Annotated in this window: 14 protein-coding genes and 1 rRNA gene; 8 read left to right on the top strand and 7 right to left on the bottom strand. The window is 63.4% G+C overall.

Annotation, left to right across the window (positions count from 1 at the left end; translation table 11 throughout):
- Window positions 1–35: 35 nt before the first annotated feature.
- From PJL15_RS20000 to PJL15_RS19975, 6 genes are all read left to right on the top strand, one after another.
- A complete protein-coding gene (locus PJL15_RS20000; RefSeq protein WP_281452887.1) occupies window positions 36–1,091 on the top strand; it encodes an ABC transporter permease in 1,056 nt (351 codons plus the stop codon).
- A gap of 38 nt (window positions 1,092–1,129) precedes the next feature.
- Window positions 1,130–2,854, top strand: a complete 1,725-nt coding sequence (locus tag PJL15_RS19995) for an ABC transporter substrate-binding protein (RefSeq protein WP_281452886.1) — start codon at window positions 1,130–1,132, stop codon at window positions 2,852–2,854.
- A gap of 66 nt (window positions 2,855–2,920) precedes the next feature.
- On the top strand, window positions 2,921–3,922 hold the full coding sequence (locus PJL15_RS19990; protein ID WP_281452885.1) for an ABC transporter permease: 1,002 nt from the start codon (window positions 2,921–2,923) through the stop codon (window positions 3,920–3,922).
- The gene (locus PJL15_RS19985; protein ID WP_281452884.1) at window positions 3,919–4,965 is read left to right on the top strand and encodes an ABC transporter ATP-binding protein; all 1,047 of its coding nucleotides are present in this window, start codon (window positions 3,919–3,921) and stop codon (window positions 4,963–4,965) included. The genes PJL15_RS19990 and PJL15_RS19985 overlap by 4 nt, the downstream gene beginning before the upstream one ends.
- Window positions 4,966–4,972: 7 nt before the next feature.
- A complete protein-coding gene (locus PJL15_RS19980; protein WP_281452883.1) occupies window positions 4,973–5,995 on the top strand; it encodes an ABC transporter ATP-binding protein in 1,023 nt (340 codons plus the stop codon).
- Window positions 5,996–6,018: 23 nt separating this feature from the next.
- A complete protein-coding gene (locus tag PJL15_RS19975; RefSeq protein WP_281452882.1) occupies window positions 6,019–7,248 on the top strand; it encodes an amidohydrolase family protein in 1,230 nt (409 codons plus the stop codon).
- Between the two features lie 86 nt (window positions 7,249–7,334).
- Here PJL15_RS19975 and PJL15_RS19970 read toward each other — a convergent pair whose 3' ends face one another.
- The 4 genes from PJL15_RS19970 to PJL15_RS19955 form a co-directional block, all read right to left on the bottom strand.
- Window positions 7,335–7,820: a pyridoxamine 5'-phosphate oxidase family protein gene (locus PJL15_RS19970; protein ID WP_281452881.1), complete on the bottom strand. Its 486-nt coding sequence runs from the start codon at window positions 7,818–7,820 to the stop codon at window positions 7,335–7,337.
- A 46-nt stretch (window positions 7,821–7,866) separates the two neighbouring features.
- Entirely contained in the window at window positions 7,867–9,279 is a 1,413-nt protein-coding gene (locus tag PJL15_RS19965) for an MFS transporter (RefSeq protein ID WP_281452880.1), read from the bottom strand.
- A gap of 449 nt (window positions 9,280–9,728) precedes the next feature.
- The gene (locus PJL15_RS19960) at window positions 9,729–11,054 is read right to left on the bottom strand and encodes an MFS transporter (RefSeq protein ID WP_281452879.1); all 1,326 of its coding nucleotides are present in this window, start codon (window positions 11,052–11,054) and stop codon (window positions 9,729–9,731) included.
- 161 nt (window positions 11,055–11,215) lie between these two features.
- Window positions 11,216–12,679, bottom strand: a complete 1,464-nt coding sequence (locus PJL15_RS19955; RefSeq protein ID WP_281452878.1) for an FAD-binding oxidoreductase — start codon at window positions 12,677–12,679, stop codon at window positions 11,216–11,218.
- A gap of 232 nt (window positions 12,680–12,911) precedes the next feature.
- Between PJL15_RS19955 and PJL15_RS19950 the strand changes: the two genes are divergently transcribed.
- Complete coding sequence (locus PJL15_RS19950) at window positions 12,912–14,639, top strand: glycoside hydrolase family 13 protein (protein WP_281452877.1); 1,728 nt, start codon at window positions 12,912–12,914, stop codon at window positions 14,637–14,639.
- A gap of 21 nt (window positions 14,640–14,660) precedes the next feature.
- A complete protein-coding gene (locus tag PJL15_RS19945) occupies window positions 14,661–15,683 on the top strand; it encodes a LacI family DNA-binding transcriptional regulator (protein WP_281452876.1) in 1,023 nt (340 codons plus the stop codon).
- Between the two features lie 8 nt (window positions 15,684–15,691).
- On the opposite strand, the gene PJL15_RS19940 is transcribed toward PJL15_RS19945, so the two are convergent.
- The 3 genes from PJL15_RS19940 to rrf form a co-directional block, all read right to left on the bottom strand.
- Window positions 15,692–16,237 (bottom strand): GNAT family N-acetyltransferase, encoded by a 546-nt coding sequence (locus PJL15_RS19940; RefSeq protein WP_281452875.1) that lies wholly within the window; start codon window positions 16,235–16,237, stop codon window positions 15,692–15,694.
- Window positions 16,206–16,697 carry an SRPBCC domain-containing protein gene (locus tag PJL15_RS19935; protein ID WP_281452874.1) on the bottom strand — a complete coding sequence of 164 codons (492 nt, stop codon included), beginning with the start codon at window positions 16,695–16,697 and terminating at the stop codon, window positions 16,206–16,208. Before PJL15_RS19935 ends, PJL15_RS19940 begins: the two co-directional genes overlap by 32 nt.
- A gap of 140 nt (window positions 16,698–16,837) precedes the next feature.
- Window positions 16,838–16,954 (bottom strand): 5S ribosomal RNA (gene rrf, locus PJL15_RS19930).
- Between the last annotated feature and the right edge of the window lie 9 nt (window positions 16,955–16,963).

The following is a 16,963-nucleotide window of genomic DNA, read 5'->3' as shown; positions in this document are numbered from 1 at the left end:
TTGGTATACAAGAACTCCGGAGCCAGCTCCAGATCATGAATCGAGCAGAACCGTTGACCCAAATACAGTCCGTCGAAGCAAACACCGGCAGTCCGCCGCTCCCACCGGCAACGACGCCGGGGAGCCCAGTGGCCGCCACTGCCGAAGCACGAACGTTGCTCGCGACCGCGTGGATGAGGATCAGGCGCAGCAAGATCGCCCTCATCAGCCTGTGCGTCGTAGTGGCGATCATGCTGTTCGCCGTCCTGGCCCCCGTGCTCAGCGCGATGTCCGGGAACGATCCCTTCACCTCAAACACCAGCCCCGAGGTCCTGGATGATTTCCAGACACCGGGATTGCCCCTCCCCGGCTCCATGTACCCCTCAGCCCAGCACTGGCTGGGCGTCGAACCCGGCCTTGGCCGCGATCTCTTTGCCCGGCTTGCCTACGGTGGCCAGGTCTCCCTGACCATCGCGTTGCTCTCCACGGCAGTGTCCGTCGTCCTGGGAACAGTAATTGGCGCCGCAGCCGGCTACTTCGGTGGCAAGACCGACGCCATCATCAGCCGGATCATGGATCTCTTCCTGGCGTTCCCCCACCTGCTGCTGGTGCTGTCGCTGACGCCCATCCTGCAATCACGGCTCCGCGACACGCCGTTGGGCGAGGGCAGCTTCCTGCCCATGGCCTCGCTGGTGATCATCCTTGGCTTCTTCGGCTGGGCCTACCTGGCAAGGATCGTCCGCGGCCAGGTGCTGAGCCTCCGCGAGCGCGAGTTCGTCGAAGCCGCGCGGTCCTTCGGAGCATCACACCTGAGCGTCCTGTTCAAGCAGATCATCCCCAACGTCATGGGTGTGGTGCTGGTCTACGCCACCATGCTGATCCCCACCAACATCTCGGCCGAGGCTGCGCTTTCTTTCCTGGGCGTCGGCGTCAAGGACCCCACGCCGTCGTGGGGCCAGATGCTGAACGCCGCCCAATCAGGCAACTGGTACCTCAGCGATCCATGGTTCCTTGCCGTCCCTGGCGTCATGCTCATCATCACCGTCCTGGCCTTCAACCTCCTGGGCGACGCTGTCCGGGACGCCCTGGATCCCAAGGCGTCCCGCCACTAACAAACCTCCGTTTCACCCGACACCCTCTTAGGAGCATCATGAAAACCCCCACGAGAGCACTGGCGCTTTCCGTGCTGATCGCAATGGCCGCTACCGGCTGCGCGGCGGGCCAAAGCCAACCAGGCAATTCCAAGCCTGCCGAATCCGTCACCGAGCTGGCGCCCGTTGTGGTCAAGTCCGGCTTCACCGGCAAGGGCGGCAACATCAACGTCCTGATGTCTTCGGACTTCCAGACCCTGGACCCCGGAAACAGCAACTACGTCCAGACCGCCAACGTCGGACAGCTGTACTACCGGACGCTCACCATGGCCAAGGAAACAGCCGGGCAGCCACCAACTGTCGTCCCTGACCTCGCGACCGACACCGGCAAGGTCTCCGACGACGGACTCAGCTGGACATTCACCCTCAAGGAAGGCGTGAAGTTCGAGGACGGCACCCCCATCACCTCCGCCGACATCAAGTACGGCGTGGAACGCACCTTCGCGCAGGACGTCTTCACCCAGGCGCCGCAGGAGTTGAATGCAGCGCTCGACGCCGGTGGGTACAAGGGCCCGTACAAGGATCCTTCCGCTGTGCTCAAGGCGGTTGAAACACCTGATGAGCGCACTGTGGTGTTCCACTTGAAGAAGCCGTTCGCAGAGTTCCCGGCACTGGCATCGCGTTCCAACACGGCGCCGGTCCCTAAGGCCAAAGACAGCAAACTCGACTACACCAACCACCCGGTGTCCTCGGGTCCGTACATGGTGGAGTCCTACAACCGTGGAAAGTCGCTGAAACTGGTCCGCAACCCGCACTGGGATCCTGCCACGGACCCGAACCGTTCCGCCCTCCCGGACACGTTCAGCTTCTCCTTGTCCACTTCCCAGGCAACCATCAGCCAGCAACTGCTCGCTGACTCCGATCCGAACGCCATCACCCTCGATTCCAACGGCGCTCTTCAGACCTCGGACTCCGCAAAGCTGGCTGACGCCAAGGTAAAGGACCGTGTGGCTTCCGGACTCCTCGGCTGCAACGACGTCCTGAGCCTGAACACGGAGAAGATCAAGGACCCGGATGTCCGCAAGGCGATCGCGTTGGCCCTGGATCGCCAGTCCATCCTGGTCCAGTACGGCGGACGTCGCTTTGGCGAACTGACCCAGAGCCCGCTCAACGACAAGATGCGCGGCTACGTCGAAACACCGCTTGAGCTGGACCCCGCCGGCAAGCCCAAGCTGGAAGAAGCCAAGAAGCTCCTTGAGGGCAAGGAATACCCCAAGACCCTCACCTACGGGTACGCCAACAACCGCGATGCCTTCAAGAACACCGGCACAGTGGTCCAGCAGAACCTGAAGGCCTTGGGAATCGACGTGGAGCTCGTAGCAATCCCGGCGCCCAACTACTACTCGATCCTGGCAAGTGAACAACTTCCGGACATGGGCCGCTCCGGTTGGTGCGGCGGGGCCGATCCCGCCTCCGTCCGCACCTCGGCTGATCCTTTGCTGGGACCGAACAATGACGGCACGAGCTACGGCTTCTCCAACACCTCCCGCTACTTTGATCCCGTGGTTTCCAAGACGATGTTCGAACTGCGCAACACCGATGGCTCTTCGGAGGAACTCGGTAAGAAGTGGTCCGAAGCGTTCGGTACGGCGTTGAAGACCTACCCGATCGTGCCGCTCATCCGCACCCACACCAACAGCGTGGTGGGTTCGAAGGTCCGCAATGCCCAAGTGGGCTACTTCTTCGGCGGCATCGACCTCTCGATCGTCGGCGTCGAGCACTAACCGGGCTTCGGAAACCAGAAGGAGAAGCGGGCCGCCTGCATCTGCGGGCGGCCCGCAACCACCACCATGATGACTTTCATTCTTCGCCGGGCCGGATCATTGGTCCTGCTCCTTTTCGCGGTAAGTTTCATCACCTTTACGCTGTTCCAGCTCGGACCCTCAGATCCCGCCGCCGCTGCCTGCGGCCAGGAGTGCACGCCCGAGCGGGTCTCCGAAGCCCGGGTTGCTTTAGGTATGGACCAGCCCTTCTTTCTCCAGTACTTCGATTACGTCCGCGGCCTCTTTTCGTCACGGATGATCGGAGCCCCGGGAGCCCAGACGCTTTGCGAATGGCCCTGCCTGGGCAAGTCCTTCCAAACCAACGAGAACGTCGCGGACATCATCGCCCGCTCCTTGCCCTATACGTTTTCCATGGCCATCGGCGCATTGGTGCTGTGGACCATCACGGGCGTCGGGCTCGGCCTGATGGCTGCCCTCCGGAAGGGCTCACCCGTGGACAAGTTCATTGTGGGCGCGGCCTCGGTTGGGGTTTCGCTGCCCATCCCCGTGACCGGTTTGTTCCTGCTGCTCCTGTTCGTGAACCAACTGCATCTGCTGCCGTTCACCACCAACGAGATCAACAGCCCGTTCGGTCCACAGGGCCCGGGGGCGTGGGTGGCCAACTATTTGCTCCCATGGATCGCCTTGGCCGTTCTCTTCAGCGCCTCCTACATTCGTGTCACCCGCACCAACATGATCGAGACCTTTGGTGAGGACTTCATCCGGACCGCCCGTGCGAAAGGCCTGGCACCCCGGACCGTCACGTTCAAGCACGGCGTCCGGGCGGGCATCACCCCGGTGGTGACGATGCTTGGAATGGACATTGGCCTGTTGCTCGGTGGCGCGGTCCTCACGGAGCAGATCTTCTCCGTTCCCGGCCTGGGCTTCACCGCGGTGCATGCCGCCATTTCAGGTGATCTTCCAGTCACCATGGCCATCACCATGCTGGCTGCGTTCTTCGTGATCGTCGCAAACGTTGCCGTGGACCTCGCCTATGCCGCCATCGACCCCCGAGTGAGGCTCCAATGACACAACTGCACACCAGCGCCCCGACAGCGGGTGCCACAGCCACGGACGCCTTCCTCGAGGTCCGCAATCTCTCCGTGAAGTTCCCGACGGACGACGGTTTGGTCTCCGCGGTCAACGGCATGGACTTCACTCTGGAACGCGGCCAAACGCTGGGAATCGTTGGCGAGTCCGGCTCCGGAAAATCAGTGACGAGCCAGGCCTTGATGGGCCTGCTCAAAGGCACGTCCGCCCAGGTCACCGGACAAGCCATGTTCCAGGGCAAGGACCTGGTCACGCTCCCCGAGTCCGCGATGCGGCAGCTGCGCGGCCGCAACATCGGCATGATCTTCCAGGATCCGCTCTCAGCCCTGCACCCCTTCTACACGGTGGGCCACCAGATCGCCGAGGCATACCTCGTCCACAACAAAGCGAGCAAGAAGCAGGCCCGGGCAGCCGCCGTCGACATGCTGGGAAGGGTGGGTATTCCAAGCCCGGAGCAGCGCTACGACGAGTACCCCCACCATTTCTCCGGCGGCATGCGGCAGCGTGCCATGATCGCGATGGCGCTGATCTGCGAGCCCGAGCTGTTGATCGCCGACGAACCCACCACCGCCCTGGACGTGACGGTCCAAGCGCAGATCCTGGACCTCATGTCCGAACTCCAGGAGGAGACCAACTCCGCACTGATCCTCATCACGCACGACCTCGGCGTGGTAGCGGAGGTCTGCGACGACGTGCTGGTCATGTACGGCGGCCAGTGCGTCGAATCCGGGCCGGTGGACGAGATCTTCTACGACACCCAGCACCCGTACACCCTGGGGCTGCTCAACTCAATGCCCACGCTGAGCACCGCCGCAGGCGAACTGAATCCGATCCCCGGCCAGCCGCCGTCGCTCCTTGACCTGCCCAAGGGCTGCATCTTTAGCGCCCGGTGCCAGTACGCCGAACTCGTCGGCGAGGGTAAATGCGCCAAGGAGCGGCCCGAACTGACGGTTGAAGCCGGCCACGGCAAGCGCTGCCACCTGAGCGGCCCGCAAATCATCACCATCCGGACTTCGCGTTAGGAACCCCATGGAACACCAGCCAATTCTCCAGGTGGAGAACCTGCAAAAGCACTTCCCGCTCAAGGGCGGGTTGCTGCCGGGTGCCGCTAAGCGTTCGGTCAAAGCGGTCGACGGCGTATCGTTCAGTCTTGCCCGCGGCCAGACCCTGGGGCTCGTGGGTGAGTCCGGTTGCGGTAAGTCGACCACCGGACGGATGGTGGCCAGGCTCATGGAGCCGACGGGCGGACGGATCATGATCGACGGCGTCGACATCAGCCAGTTGCGCGGCCGGGACCTTTACAACTTCCGCCGCAAAGTCCAGATGATTTTCCAGGATCCCTTCGCGTCGCTGAACCCGCGCCAGACCGTGGGCACGGCCATCGCCGCTCCCATGGTGGCGCAGAAGATCAATCCACCGGGAGGCCTCAAGAACCGTGTGAAGGAACTTCTGGACCAGGTGGGCCTCAAACCCGAGCACTACAACCGGTTCCCGCATGAGTTTTCCGGCGGCCAACGGCAACGTGTGGGCATCGCCCGGGCCATCTCGCTGAATCCCTCTGTGATTGTGTGCGATGAGCCCGTTTCCGCGTTGGACGTCTCCGTACAGGCCCAGGTGGTGAACCTCCTGCAGCAGATCCAGCGTGATACCGGTGTGGCCTACATCTTCATCGCCCACGATCTTTCAGTAGTCCGGCACATTTCCGACGACGTTGCGGTGATGTACCTGGGCAAAATCGTGGAAAAGGGAAACCGGGATTCTTTGTTCGGCAATCCCCTGCACCCTTACACCAAGGCCCTGCTCTCCGCCGTTCCGCTGCCGGATCCGCGGGCTGCCCGCGAACAGGTCAAGATCCGGCTCCGCGGCGATTTGCCCTCTCCGGCAAATCCGCCAAGCGGTTGTGTGTTCCGGACGCGTTGCCCCTTGATCGGGACACTTCCTGAAGAGCAACGCCAGCGCTGCATCAGCGAGATTCCCACAGCGGCCACACCGTCCACTCCGGCCTGCCACCACTCGGGTGTGGCCGCAGCGGCCCTGGCCGGCGTTCAATAGACCCACTATCAAAGGAGTAAACAGTGAACACCCTGATCCGCGCCGCCCGTCCCTGGGGGCAAGCGCTCAGCGACGTCACGATTGTTGCGGGCGAAGCAGGTGGCAAGATCACCGGCGTCGAACCCCATGATGCCGGCCGTGCCGTGCCCGATGGCGTGACAGTCGTGGAAGGGCGGGGCCGCATCCTGCTTCCGTCCTTCTCGGATGTCCACGTCCACCTGGATTCCACCCGGATCGGACTGCCCTTCCGGGAACACACGGGTGGCCCTGGCGTCTGGACCATGATGATGAACGACCGGCAGAACTGGCGCAACGCCGAGGTTCCGTTGCAGGACCGCGTGAATGACACGTTGGGCCGGATGATCGCGCGCGGCACCACGCGTGTCCGCTCTTACGCGCAAGTTGACGTGGACTGCCGCCTGGAGCGTTTCGACGCCGTTGCTGCCGCCAAGGAGAAGTTCGCGGGGCAGGCATCCGTGGACATCATCGCCTTCCCCCAGGCCGGATTGCTGCTGGAAGAAGGCACCGTGGAACTCATGGAAGAGGCGCTGAAGGCCGGAGCCAACGTCATGGGTGGGATCGATCCATGCACCCTTGACCGGGATCCTGCCAAGCACTTGGACATCGTTTTTGGGCTCGCGGAAAAGTACCAAGTGCCCATCGACATCCACCTCCACGAGCCCGGCGAACTCGGCGTCTTCAGCACTGACCTGGTGTTGGAGCGCACCCGCGCGCTGGGGATGCAAGGCAAGGTCACCATGTCACACGCCTACCAACTGGGCAGCGTCAATGAGGCCACGACGCGCAGGCTGATCGATGCCTTCGCGGAGCTCGACGTTTCCTTGGCATCGGTGGCACCTTCTGCTTCCGGACAACTGCCCATACCTTTGCTGACCGAGGCCGGTGTTCGTTTGGGCTTGGGTGAGGACGGGCAGCGCGACTACTGGTCCCCCTACGGGAATACCGACATGCTGGACCGGACCTGGCAGCTTGCCTTTACCCACGGCTTCCGGAAAGACGAGCTCATCGAGCATTGCCTCGCCATCGCCACCATCGGTGGCGCGAGCATCCTCGACCCCAACGCAACCCGGCTGAAGGACGCAGCCCACCGCCCCGGCGTCGAGGTTGGCGATCCGGCCGAGTTGCTTTTGGTGGACGGCGAAACGGTGGCTTCCACTGTCATGGACCGTGGCAAGGACCGCACGGTCATTCACGCCGGCAAGGTTGTGGCGGACCAGCTGGAACTGGTCTAGGCGCTACGCGAAGAACCCGCCCTGGTTCGTGATTCCTCCCGCTGTGCGGTGAGGGGTCCGAACGAGGGAGGGTTCATCTGCAGCCGCTATTCGCCCCTCGCTGTGGGAGCATCATCGAGCGGCGTCCACCAGGTGGCTGGCGCTGTGACCTTGAATCGGCGACCGGTCACCTTGCTGGGGGTGATGCGGATGAACTGGTCCTTCTGCCCCGCCTCCCAGGGGAAGAGCAGGAGGCCGATGGTATCCAATACGTCCTGGGTCAGGCTTACGGCCGCTGCCTGGCCCTTGACCACCACGCTCCACGCAACTCCGGTCTCAGCGTTCACACCGTCGGCTTCGATCGCAACAGGGGTGTCGCTGAGAGCCGCGTGCAGCTTGGTGCCTTCTCCCGTGCGAAACACCATGGTGCCGTGGTCCACCTTGTAGTTCACGGGAAAGATGTCTGGATGGTGGTCCACCACCACGGCCAGGCGGCCTACGGAAACCCCTCGGAGCAACTCCCAACATTCATTGGTCTCAAGGATTTCCGTAGCGGGCGTACTTGGCTGATTCGACCCTGATGAGTTCGTCATATGGCCGAGGATACGCCGCGCAGATGCCACTCAACAGGGCTGGGAGTCAGTGGGAGAAGTCTGCTGAGATCTCGGCGAGGGTGCGCCCCTTTGTCTCAGGCGCGAGCCACTGCGAAAGGATCGCGCCGAGCAGTGCGACGACGGCGGCCACCACCATGCTTGGACCCATGCCGATGTTGCTGATCGCCCATGGCAGGGCGAAGGTGCCGAGTGCGGCTCCGATGCGGCTGAAGGACGCGGCGAAGCCCATGCCGATGCCGCGCAGGTGGCCGGGGAAGATCTCCGCCGGATAGACCTGGGTCATCGTGGTGTAGCCGGCGTTGAAGAAGGAGAATGCCAGGAACAGGACAAGCACCAGGATCGCGGGCGCGTCCGCCCAGACGCCGATGACCAGCAGGATGCCTGCGCAGAGCCACTGCCCGGGCACGGTGAGGATTCGACGGCCGAGCTTGTCGATCAAAAGTACTGTGGTGACAACGCCCGCGGCGGCAAGTGCGGACAGGCCGACTCCACCCGTCCAGCCGCCACCAAAGCCGAATTGGTTCAGCACGTCGTCGGCAAAGGTCGCGATTGCGAAGTACGGAGTGACCGCGCAGAACCAAAAACCTGAGGTGAAGAGCGTGGTGCGCCAGTACTGCTTCGAGAAAAGCATGCCGAACGAGGCGTTCTTGATTTTGGTTTTGCTCTTCGCGGCCTGGGCATCCTGGATCATCCTCAGGTCCATCTCCTCGGTGATGCTGTCGCGCATCTGGGGTGATTCGACGTACCTGCGTGCGATCTCGAGCGCTTCCTTATGCCGTCCCTTCGTGATGAGCCAGCTCGGTGATTCGGGGAGGCCCAAGCGGGCGATGAACAGGACGAAAGCGAGGATCGTGCTCGTGCCGATCACGATGCGCCACGGGGTGCCGGCGTCGTGCAGTACCGTGCCGATGATGAACGCCACCATGAAACCGACGTACCACGCGATCAGGGTCAGCCCGAGCAATCGCCCTCGGAGCTTTGGAGGGGAGAACTCTGAGAGCAGTGGCCCACCGATTGAGTACTCGCCGCCGATCGCGACGCCCATGAAGAACCGGATGGCAACCAGCTGGATCACGGCCCCGTCTCCGGATGTTACGAAGAACTGTGCCGCCGAGGCCGCCAGGAAGAGGCCCATGTCCACGAGGAACATGGGCTTGCGTCCGAACTTGTCAGCAGCCCACCCTGCCAGCGGGGAGCCGACGAAGATGCCAACCAGCGGGCCCGCAGCGATCAGGCCCAGAGATATTTCGTCGAGCTGGAGATCCGGCCGGATGAGTCCGGTGACGGGACCAATGATTCCAAGGATGTAACCGTCGAGGAACATCCCGCCGATAAAAACAGCGACTAGCCGCACCATGAAGCGGCGTTTGAACTTGGAGCTGGTCTCGCTCGATGTGGGGGTTTCGACGGAGGCCGTCGTCCTGGTCGGATGGATCATAAAGATTTCTTCCCTTCTGGCGTGAGCGCAATTCGTTGACGGCACCTAAGCTCCGTTACCCGGATGCACGGCCAGCGGCGGCCCTTAGCAGCAACCTGTGGACGATGCCGACTGGCTCGAGCCCAGCCGATGTGGCCGTCCAGGACTCGCGAGATGACTCCGGCGTCCGTCATGTGTCACAACCCGTCGAGATGGATGCGGCCAGGCCTCGGTTTTCCGGCACCCCCACGCCGGCTCATCGGGATCAAACCTCGAGTCGGGATCGACCGAGTGTGACATATGACTCATATATCAGAACTCTAAGGGCGCGATCCGGTCCGGTCAAGGCTTGACAATTATTTGGTTGTAGCGTTGGCTCTCGCTCGGTGTCGTAGACCCCGTAGTTCCGGGAGGCATCGATAGCCCCATCCTCAAACACGCCACTACCTACACTTCTCCAACAACAGTGGTCAAGCAAGGGCCTCGGTATCCGCAGGCTTGGAGCCCGCCACCACCCGCGCCTCCTCTACCCTCACCACCGGGCCCCGGATGGCAAAGAAGCCGGCTCCCGCCAGCACCATAGCCTCCGCCGCGAGCGCCCAGAACGTTGCTTCCCACCCGCCGGTCAAAGTGTGCAGCAAACCTGCCAGCAATGGACCCAGGGAAGCCAGGGCGAACCCGAATCCCTGGCTCATTGCGGACAACCGTCCGGCGGACTGCGGGCCGGCCGAGCGAATCACCACCAAGGCCATGCCGAGGCCGAATCCGGCGCTTTGCACCACCCCCAATATCCCCACCGCCAGGAACTGCAGTTCAGCCGGCGCCGTAAGGACCCCAACCAGCGCAAGCGCCACCGACAACCCCAGCCCTGGCGCCATCCAGCGCAGAATCGCGGGACGGCTGGCGAGGACGGGCGCCAGCAAACTCGCCGGGAGCCCCGCGAGACTGAACCAGGCCAGGAGGGCGGCAGCGTCAGCGGACGAAACCCCCCGGGACACCAGGTACACCGCCAGCCAGGACGTGATGGCAAAGTAAAGCATCGCCTGGAGCCCGAAGAAAGCCGTCACCGCCCAGGCTGTGCGCTGCTTCCGCAGCGGCGTACCAAGCGGGGTTGGGACAACAACGGACGACGCCGCGTCCCGACCAGCCGTCGCAGCGTCCCCTGCCGCTGAGGTGACATCGCCCGGGACAGTCAGTGCCGCCGTCGAGCTTCCTCCGGTGCGCTGGATGAGGACAGCCCCGAAGAGGGCGGGAACCGCCCACACCGCCAGCGCCCACGCCAGATTGCCGCCAAAGGCCTGCTGAAGAGGTTGAACCAGACCCGCCCCGAGCGCCGCGCCCAAGCCGAACCCCATGGTGCAGAGGCCTGTCCACCATCCGGTACCCCGGTTGGCTTTAACGATCTGCGGCACCAGGACACTGGCCGTCATGATCGCCATGCCAGCGAGGAACGTGCCGGGCAGCAGAAGTGCCGGGACCGTGGCCCGGATGACGAGCGCCGCAGCAAGGACCAGGAGCGCAAGCGCAACGGCGCGCCCGGTCCCGATCCGACGCGCCAGCCAGGGTCCGATCGGCCCGGACACCCCAAAGGCCAAGACCGGCAAAGTTCCCAGCAGGGGAAGCAGGGCGGGATCCAGGGTGAAGACGCCAGGAATTTTCCCCATCACCCCGGCGACAGTTGTGATGGCCGGCCGGAGGTTCACGGACACCATGACGAGCGCGAACAGCACCAATCCTGTGGCAAGTCGGGCGCCACGCCCCGGAGGTCGGGCGAAGGCCCGGCGCTGTTCTTCCACGTCATTCTCCTCATAACATTTTTGGTATACCAAGTAAGCCTAAGATGCGATGGGTGGAAAGTAAATGTAGAGAAATACGGCGCGACAATGTGACCCACCAACAGCGGCAACCAGTTTGGAATACCAACTGAGCGAGGCCAGTCCCCCGTTCAGGGGAAACGCTAGATGGCCTTCCCCGGATTCAGAATCCCCTGCGGATCAAACAACTCCTTGATCCGCCGCTGCAACTCCCGCACCGGTTCAGGCTGCTCCGACCCCAACCACCGCAGCTTGTACTGTCCCACCCCGTGTTCGCCGGTGATGGTCCCGCCCATCTCCAGCCCTACGCGGATGGACTCGTCCAAGGCTGCGTTGAGGCGCACCAGGGCGTCCGCGTCCGTTGTCGGGTCCACCCGGTCCATCCAGAATGTGGGGTGCAGATTGCCGTCACCGGCGTGGGCCACCACTTTGAGGCGAACCTCGAAGCGGTGGGCGATCGCTTCCAGCCCAGCAACAAAGTCCACCAGGCGTGAACGCGGCACCGCGATGTCCTCCCCCACCCTGAATTCGTCGTCCACTTCCACGCCGCGGCTGTTTCGGCGCAACTCCACCAGCATCTCAGCCTCGGCGCTGGCTTCAGTGGTCACGGTGGCGCCGCCTGCGGCGAGAACCTGCCGGACGACGTCGGCCTCTGCAGCCGCGCCGAAACCGTCGGTTTGAATCAGGAGCAGGGATTTTCCGCGTTCCTGCAGGTTGCCTCCGTGCAGTTCGTCCAGCTGGACGAGAGTGCCGTTGTCCAGCAGTTCCATGATGGCTGGCTGCACGCGCGCCTTGCCGACTGCCAGGACACCGGCGGCTGCGCTGCGGAAGTCCTGGTAGAACGCAGCAATGGTGTGGACCTCGCGCGGGAGGTATTTCAGGCGGACGGTCACGCCCACCACGATGCCCAGTGTTCCCTCCGAGCCCACCAGCAATGCTGTCAGGTCGTAGCCGGCAACGCCTTTGAACGTCTGGTGACCGGTGTGCATCAAGGAGCCATCCGCCATCACCACGTCCAAGGCCAACACGGAATCGCGCGTCACCCCGTACTTGGCGCAACGGAGCCCACCGGCGTTGGTGGCTACGTTGCCGCCAATGGTGGATATTTTGTAACTGGCGGGGTCGGGCGCGTACATGAGGCCGTGTTCAGCGGCAGCAGCGTTCAGCTCGGCATTGATGACGCCGGGTTCGACGACGGCGGTCTCGTCATCGGGGTTCAGGTCCAGGATGCGGTTCATGCGTTCCAGTCCCAGGACGATACAGCCTTCGGTGGCGTGGGCACCTCCGGAGACTCCGGTTCCTGCGCCGCGGGCGACGATCGGCACACGATGCGCCGCACAGCTGCGAACCACGTGCTGGACATCCTCCACGGATTCGGCCCAAACAACGGCCAGCGGAAGGTGTCGCTCGAGCATTGGCCCTTGATCGATCGAGTAGACAGTGAGGGTTTCTTCGTCGCGAGCCAGCTGGTGGGCTTCAAGGCCATAGGCCAGTTCCGCCAGAAAGTCCCTCTGCGCAGCCGTATGCAGCACAGTTTCCGTTTCGCCGACCGTGCGGCTCCTGATGCTTTCTCCCGATGTTCCGGCGATAGCCGTTTCGTCCGACAAGACATTCCCTCCACATGTGCACCGCGGACACGCCAAACCGGCAGTCTTCGCAGCCTTTCAGGGCCAGTCTAAGTCTTTGCGGCTTCTGCAATGGAAAGGTGGAAGCGATTCCACACGACGCAAATGCGCTCCTGTCTACCGGAATCCGGGGCGAGTCAACACACATGTAATGACAGCACCCTTAGGACTGGAAGCGTTTACAATTCAAGGAAAACTCTTCTACGATGACTCCATGTCCGTTGATTCCCTGCTCCAGGTCGAGGCCCACGAGCCCCCTGCAGCTTTTACGCAGCTCACCCCGGTCCACGACGCCTCCACGGCCCACGGATGGTGGCGCTCGGCTGTGATCTACCAGATCTATCCGCGGTCTTTCCGCGACCTCAACGGTGATGGAATCGGAGACCTTGCGGGTATCACGGCCGAGCTTTCCCAGTTGGCAGGTTTGGGAGTCGACGCCGTCTGGTTGTCGCCGTTCTACCGCTCACCCCAGCGGGACGCAGGATACGACGTCAGCGACTACTGCGATGTCGATCCCCTGTTCGGGACCCTGACCGATTTCGATGCGCTGATCGCAGAAGCCAACAGGCTCAATCTCCGGGTCATTGCCGACATCGTCCCCAACCACTGCTCGGACAAGCACGTAGCCTTCCAAGCAGCACTGACCGCCGGCGCCAACAGCCCCGAGCGCGATGTGTTCATTTTCCGGGACGGCCTGGGCGAGGACGGCAACCAGCCACCGAACAACTGGCAGTCACACTTCGGCGGCCCCGCCTGGACACGGATCATCGAGTCGAACGGGCAGCCAGGACAGTGGTACCTGCACCTCTTCGATTCCTCGCAGCCGGACTTCAACTGGGACAACCCGGCGGTTCACGCTGAGTTTGAACGGGTCCTGCGGTTCTGGCTGGACCGCGGTATTTCCGGCTTCCGGGTGGACGTAGCCCATGCACTGGTCAAAGCCCCCGGCCTGCCCAACTGGGGTGGCCGGGCCGATGGAAACAGTTCCGAAGGCTTCCCCGGGCAGGATGCTCCCATGTTCGGCCAGCCCGCCCTGCACGATATCTATCGTCGCTGGCGTTCCATTCTGGAAGAGTACGGTCCGGACCGCATCCTGTGCGCTGAAGCCAACGTGGACCCGCTCCCCCGGCTGGCGCAATGGGTGCGTCCCGACGAAATGCACCAGGCCTTCAACTTCCCCTACCTCCATGCAGGCCTAGACCTCAACCGTCTGCGACACATCATCACCGATTCCCTGCTTTCCCTGGATGCGGTGGGCGCCCCGAGCACGTGGGTCCTGTCCAACCACGACGTCGTCCGACACGTGTCCCGCTTCGGCTACGACGGTCCGGGTCCCCGCGACGGTGATGGCATCGGCCCTGACGACGTCCAACCCAACGAAGAACTCGGACGACGCCGGGCTGCCGCAGCCACCATGTTCATGCTCGGCCTTCCGGGCGGCGCCTACCTCTACCAAGGCGAAGAGCTGGGCCTTCCCGATTCCACGTCCATTCCCGGAAGCATGCGGCAGGACCCCACCTTCGCTCGCACCGGAGGCGCGAGGATCGGACGCGACGGCTGCCGGGTGCCCCTGCCCTGGCGTTCGGCAGAGCCCAATGCGGGATTCGGCCACGGACTGGACCCCTGGCTCCCCCAGCCCGAGTCCTGGCCCGCACTGGCGAGGGACAAGCAGGAGTCCGATCCGGCGTCGCACCTTAACCTGTACCGTTCCTTGCTTGCAGAACGGGCGCGGCTGCGCCTCGGCTCAGGATCGCTCGCCTGGGTGGAGGACTACTGCAACGGATCCACCTTGGCCTACCTCAACGGAGGAACGCTGGTGATCATGAATGTCGGCGAGGAATCCGTTCCGCTCCCCGAAGGCCAGGTCATTCTGCGCAGTTCCGCGGCGGATCACGGCCATCCACTAGGCTCGGGGGAGACAATCTGGCTCTCAGCCAGCTAACTTCCCCCATCGAGGAGCTGCATGACCGGCATCAAGGACGTAGCCGAGCGCGCCGGGCTGTCCGTTGCCACTGTTTCGCGTGCGCTGAGCGGGAAGGGCCATGTCTCCCCCACCAGCCGGGAACGTGCCAGGGCCGCGGCCGCGGAACTCGGTTTCGTGTTGTCCTACCATGCCTCGAGCCTGGCCTCGGGCCGCACGCACAATGTGGGCCTGGTGGTGCCCTCGGTACACCGCTGGTTCTTTTCAGCGGTGATCGAGGGCGCTTCCGCCGCGCTCCTGGAAGCCGGCTACGACCTCACCCTGTACAACATCGGTGAAAACCCGGCTCATCGCAACAGCGTCTTCAGCGATTTCCTGCTCCGCAAACGCGTTGACGCCGTAATCGCCGTGTCACTGAAACTCAGTGACAGCGAGATCCAGCAACTGCATGCGGTGCACCGGCCCATTGTTGGCATCGGCGGCCCCCTTCCGGGTGCTTCGACCATCCGCATCAATGACACAGGCATCGCGATGAAGGCCACCAACCATTTGCTGGGGCTCGGCCACACCAAGATCGCGCACATCACGGGAAACGAAGCCTACGACCAGGACTTTCGCCTGCCAGGCACCCGCCGCGGCGGTTTCGAAAAAGCGATGAACGACGCCGGCTGCCCGGTCAGGCCCGAATGGATCGTTGCGGCGGACTTCACCATCGAAGGCGCTTACGCCGCTGCCCGGCAGCTGCTGGCCAGTGCGCCAGACCGGCCCACGGCCGTGTTCGCAGCCTCAGACGAAATGGCAATCGGCACCATCCTGGCTGCACGGGATTTCGGCCTTCGCATTCCAGAGGACCTCTCGGTCATGGGCATCGACGGACACGATCTGGGCAATGTCCTGGGCCTGACCACCATCGACCAAGACGCCAAGGGACAGGGCGCGTTGGCTGTCCGGACACTCCTTGGAGCCATCACCAACGGACTGGTTCTCGAGCCGGCCGACGCCGAACACCCCACCAAGCTGGTGGTGCGGACGAGTACGGCCGTGCCGAAGGTGGGCGCAGCCTAGGAATGCCTCTAAGGCAAGTGCCGCTCCATGACCAATTCTCGCTTGGCGGTGTCCTGTGGATAGGGACGGCTTGCACCCGTGGTCTCGAATCCGTGCCGCCTATAGAAGGCCTGAGCACGTGAATTGTCCTCATGGACGCCCAGCTCAAGGTACTGGGCTGCGAGCTCGTCCGCGCCGGCCTTGCACGCCGAACTGAGGAGTTCGTCGGCCAGCCCCAGGCCGCGGTGCTCGGGGCTGACATACACGCTGATGAGCATCGCTTGCAGTGGGCGTGCACGATCCTGGGGATCTTTGACCACCACCCGCATCAGGCCACAGAATCTGGAACCATCCTCGCCACTGTCAGCCACCAGGGTGATACTGCCCTCCCCTGTCATGGCCGCGGCGCGTTCCTGCCATTGGCTGTCCGTCTGCCGTCGCGCAGCTGCCAGGCTCTCCACGTAGGCCATGGGTGTGTCCGCCAGCATCTCCAACCTGACGTTCTTCAGCAGTTGCCAGTCCTGTGCGCCCAGCCTGCGGACCCTAGGCAACTGCTCCGCCCATGAACCTGGCATAGCGCTGCAGCACCCGGGGCCAACCTTCGGCGTAGGACGCCCTGGAAGCCGCAGGGTCTTCAGCGCCTTCCCAACCGTCGTGGATCAGGCGCACTTCCGTACCGCCATCCACGGAACTGAAAACCACCCGGATCTCGGTGGACCACAGGGGCGTCCCTGCGGGATACCAGCTGGCATGGAACGACAACGGCGGTTGCCAGTCATCGATTGTTCCCCACACGGACGTGCGGCCGTCCTCTGCGGTCTCCAGGATGAGGTTCTCCTCGAACTCAACGTGTGAACCCGCACCATAGACGCTTTCCTCCTCCAACGGCCACCACAAATGAGGATGGTCCGTGAATCCCTGGAAAGCGTGCGGCACCGTGGTGGGCACCACGACGCTGACGATAAGGGGTTCGAGGCTTTCGCCCGACCGGGCCGCCTCGGGCTCTGACTCAGGGTGGCTGAAGAGGTTTTCCATGACCACCAACTCTACCGGCGCGCTTGGGCTCCCTCTACTGTGCCGTCAGCTTGTGGTCTTTGATTCTGCGTGCTTCCGGGTGTGGGTCCTTAAATGCGAAAGGCCCCAACCCTGTACGGGTTGGGGCCTTTCCAAAGTATGTCCGGCGGTGTCCTACTCTCCCACACCCTCCCGGGTGCAGTACCATCGGCGCTGTGGGTCTTAGCTTCCGGGTTCGGAATGGGACCGGGCGTTTCCCCCACGCTATGACCGCCGTAACCCTTGTA

This window comes from Paenarthrobacter nitroguajacolicus (genome assembly GCF_029952445.1).
GTDB classification, from domain to species: domain Bacteria; phylum Actinomycetota; class Actinomycetes; order Actinomycetales; family Micrococcaceae; genus Arthrobacter; species Arthrobacter nitroguajacolicus_B.
This window is presented reverse-complemented; position numbering and strand designations above follow the sequence as displayed.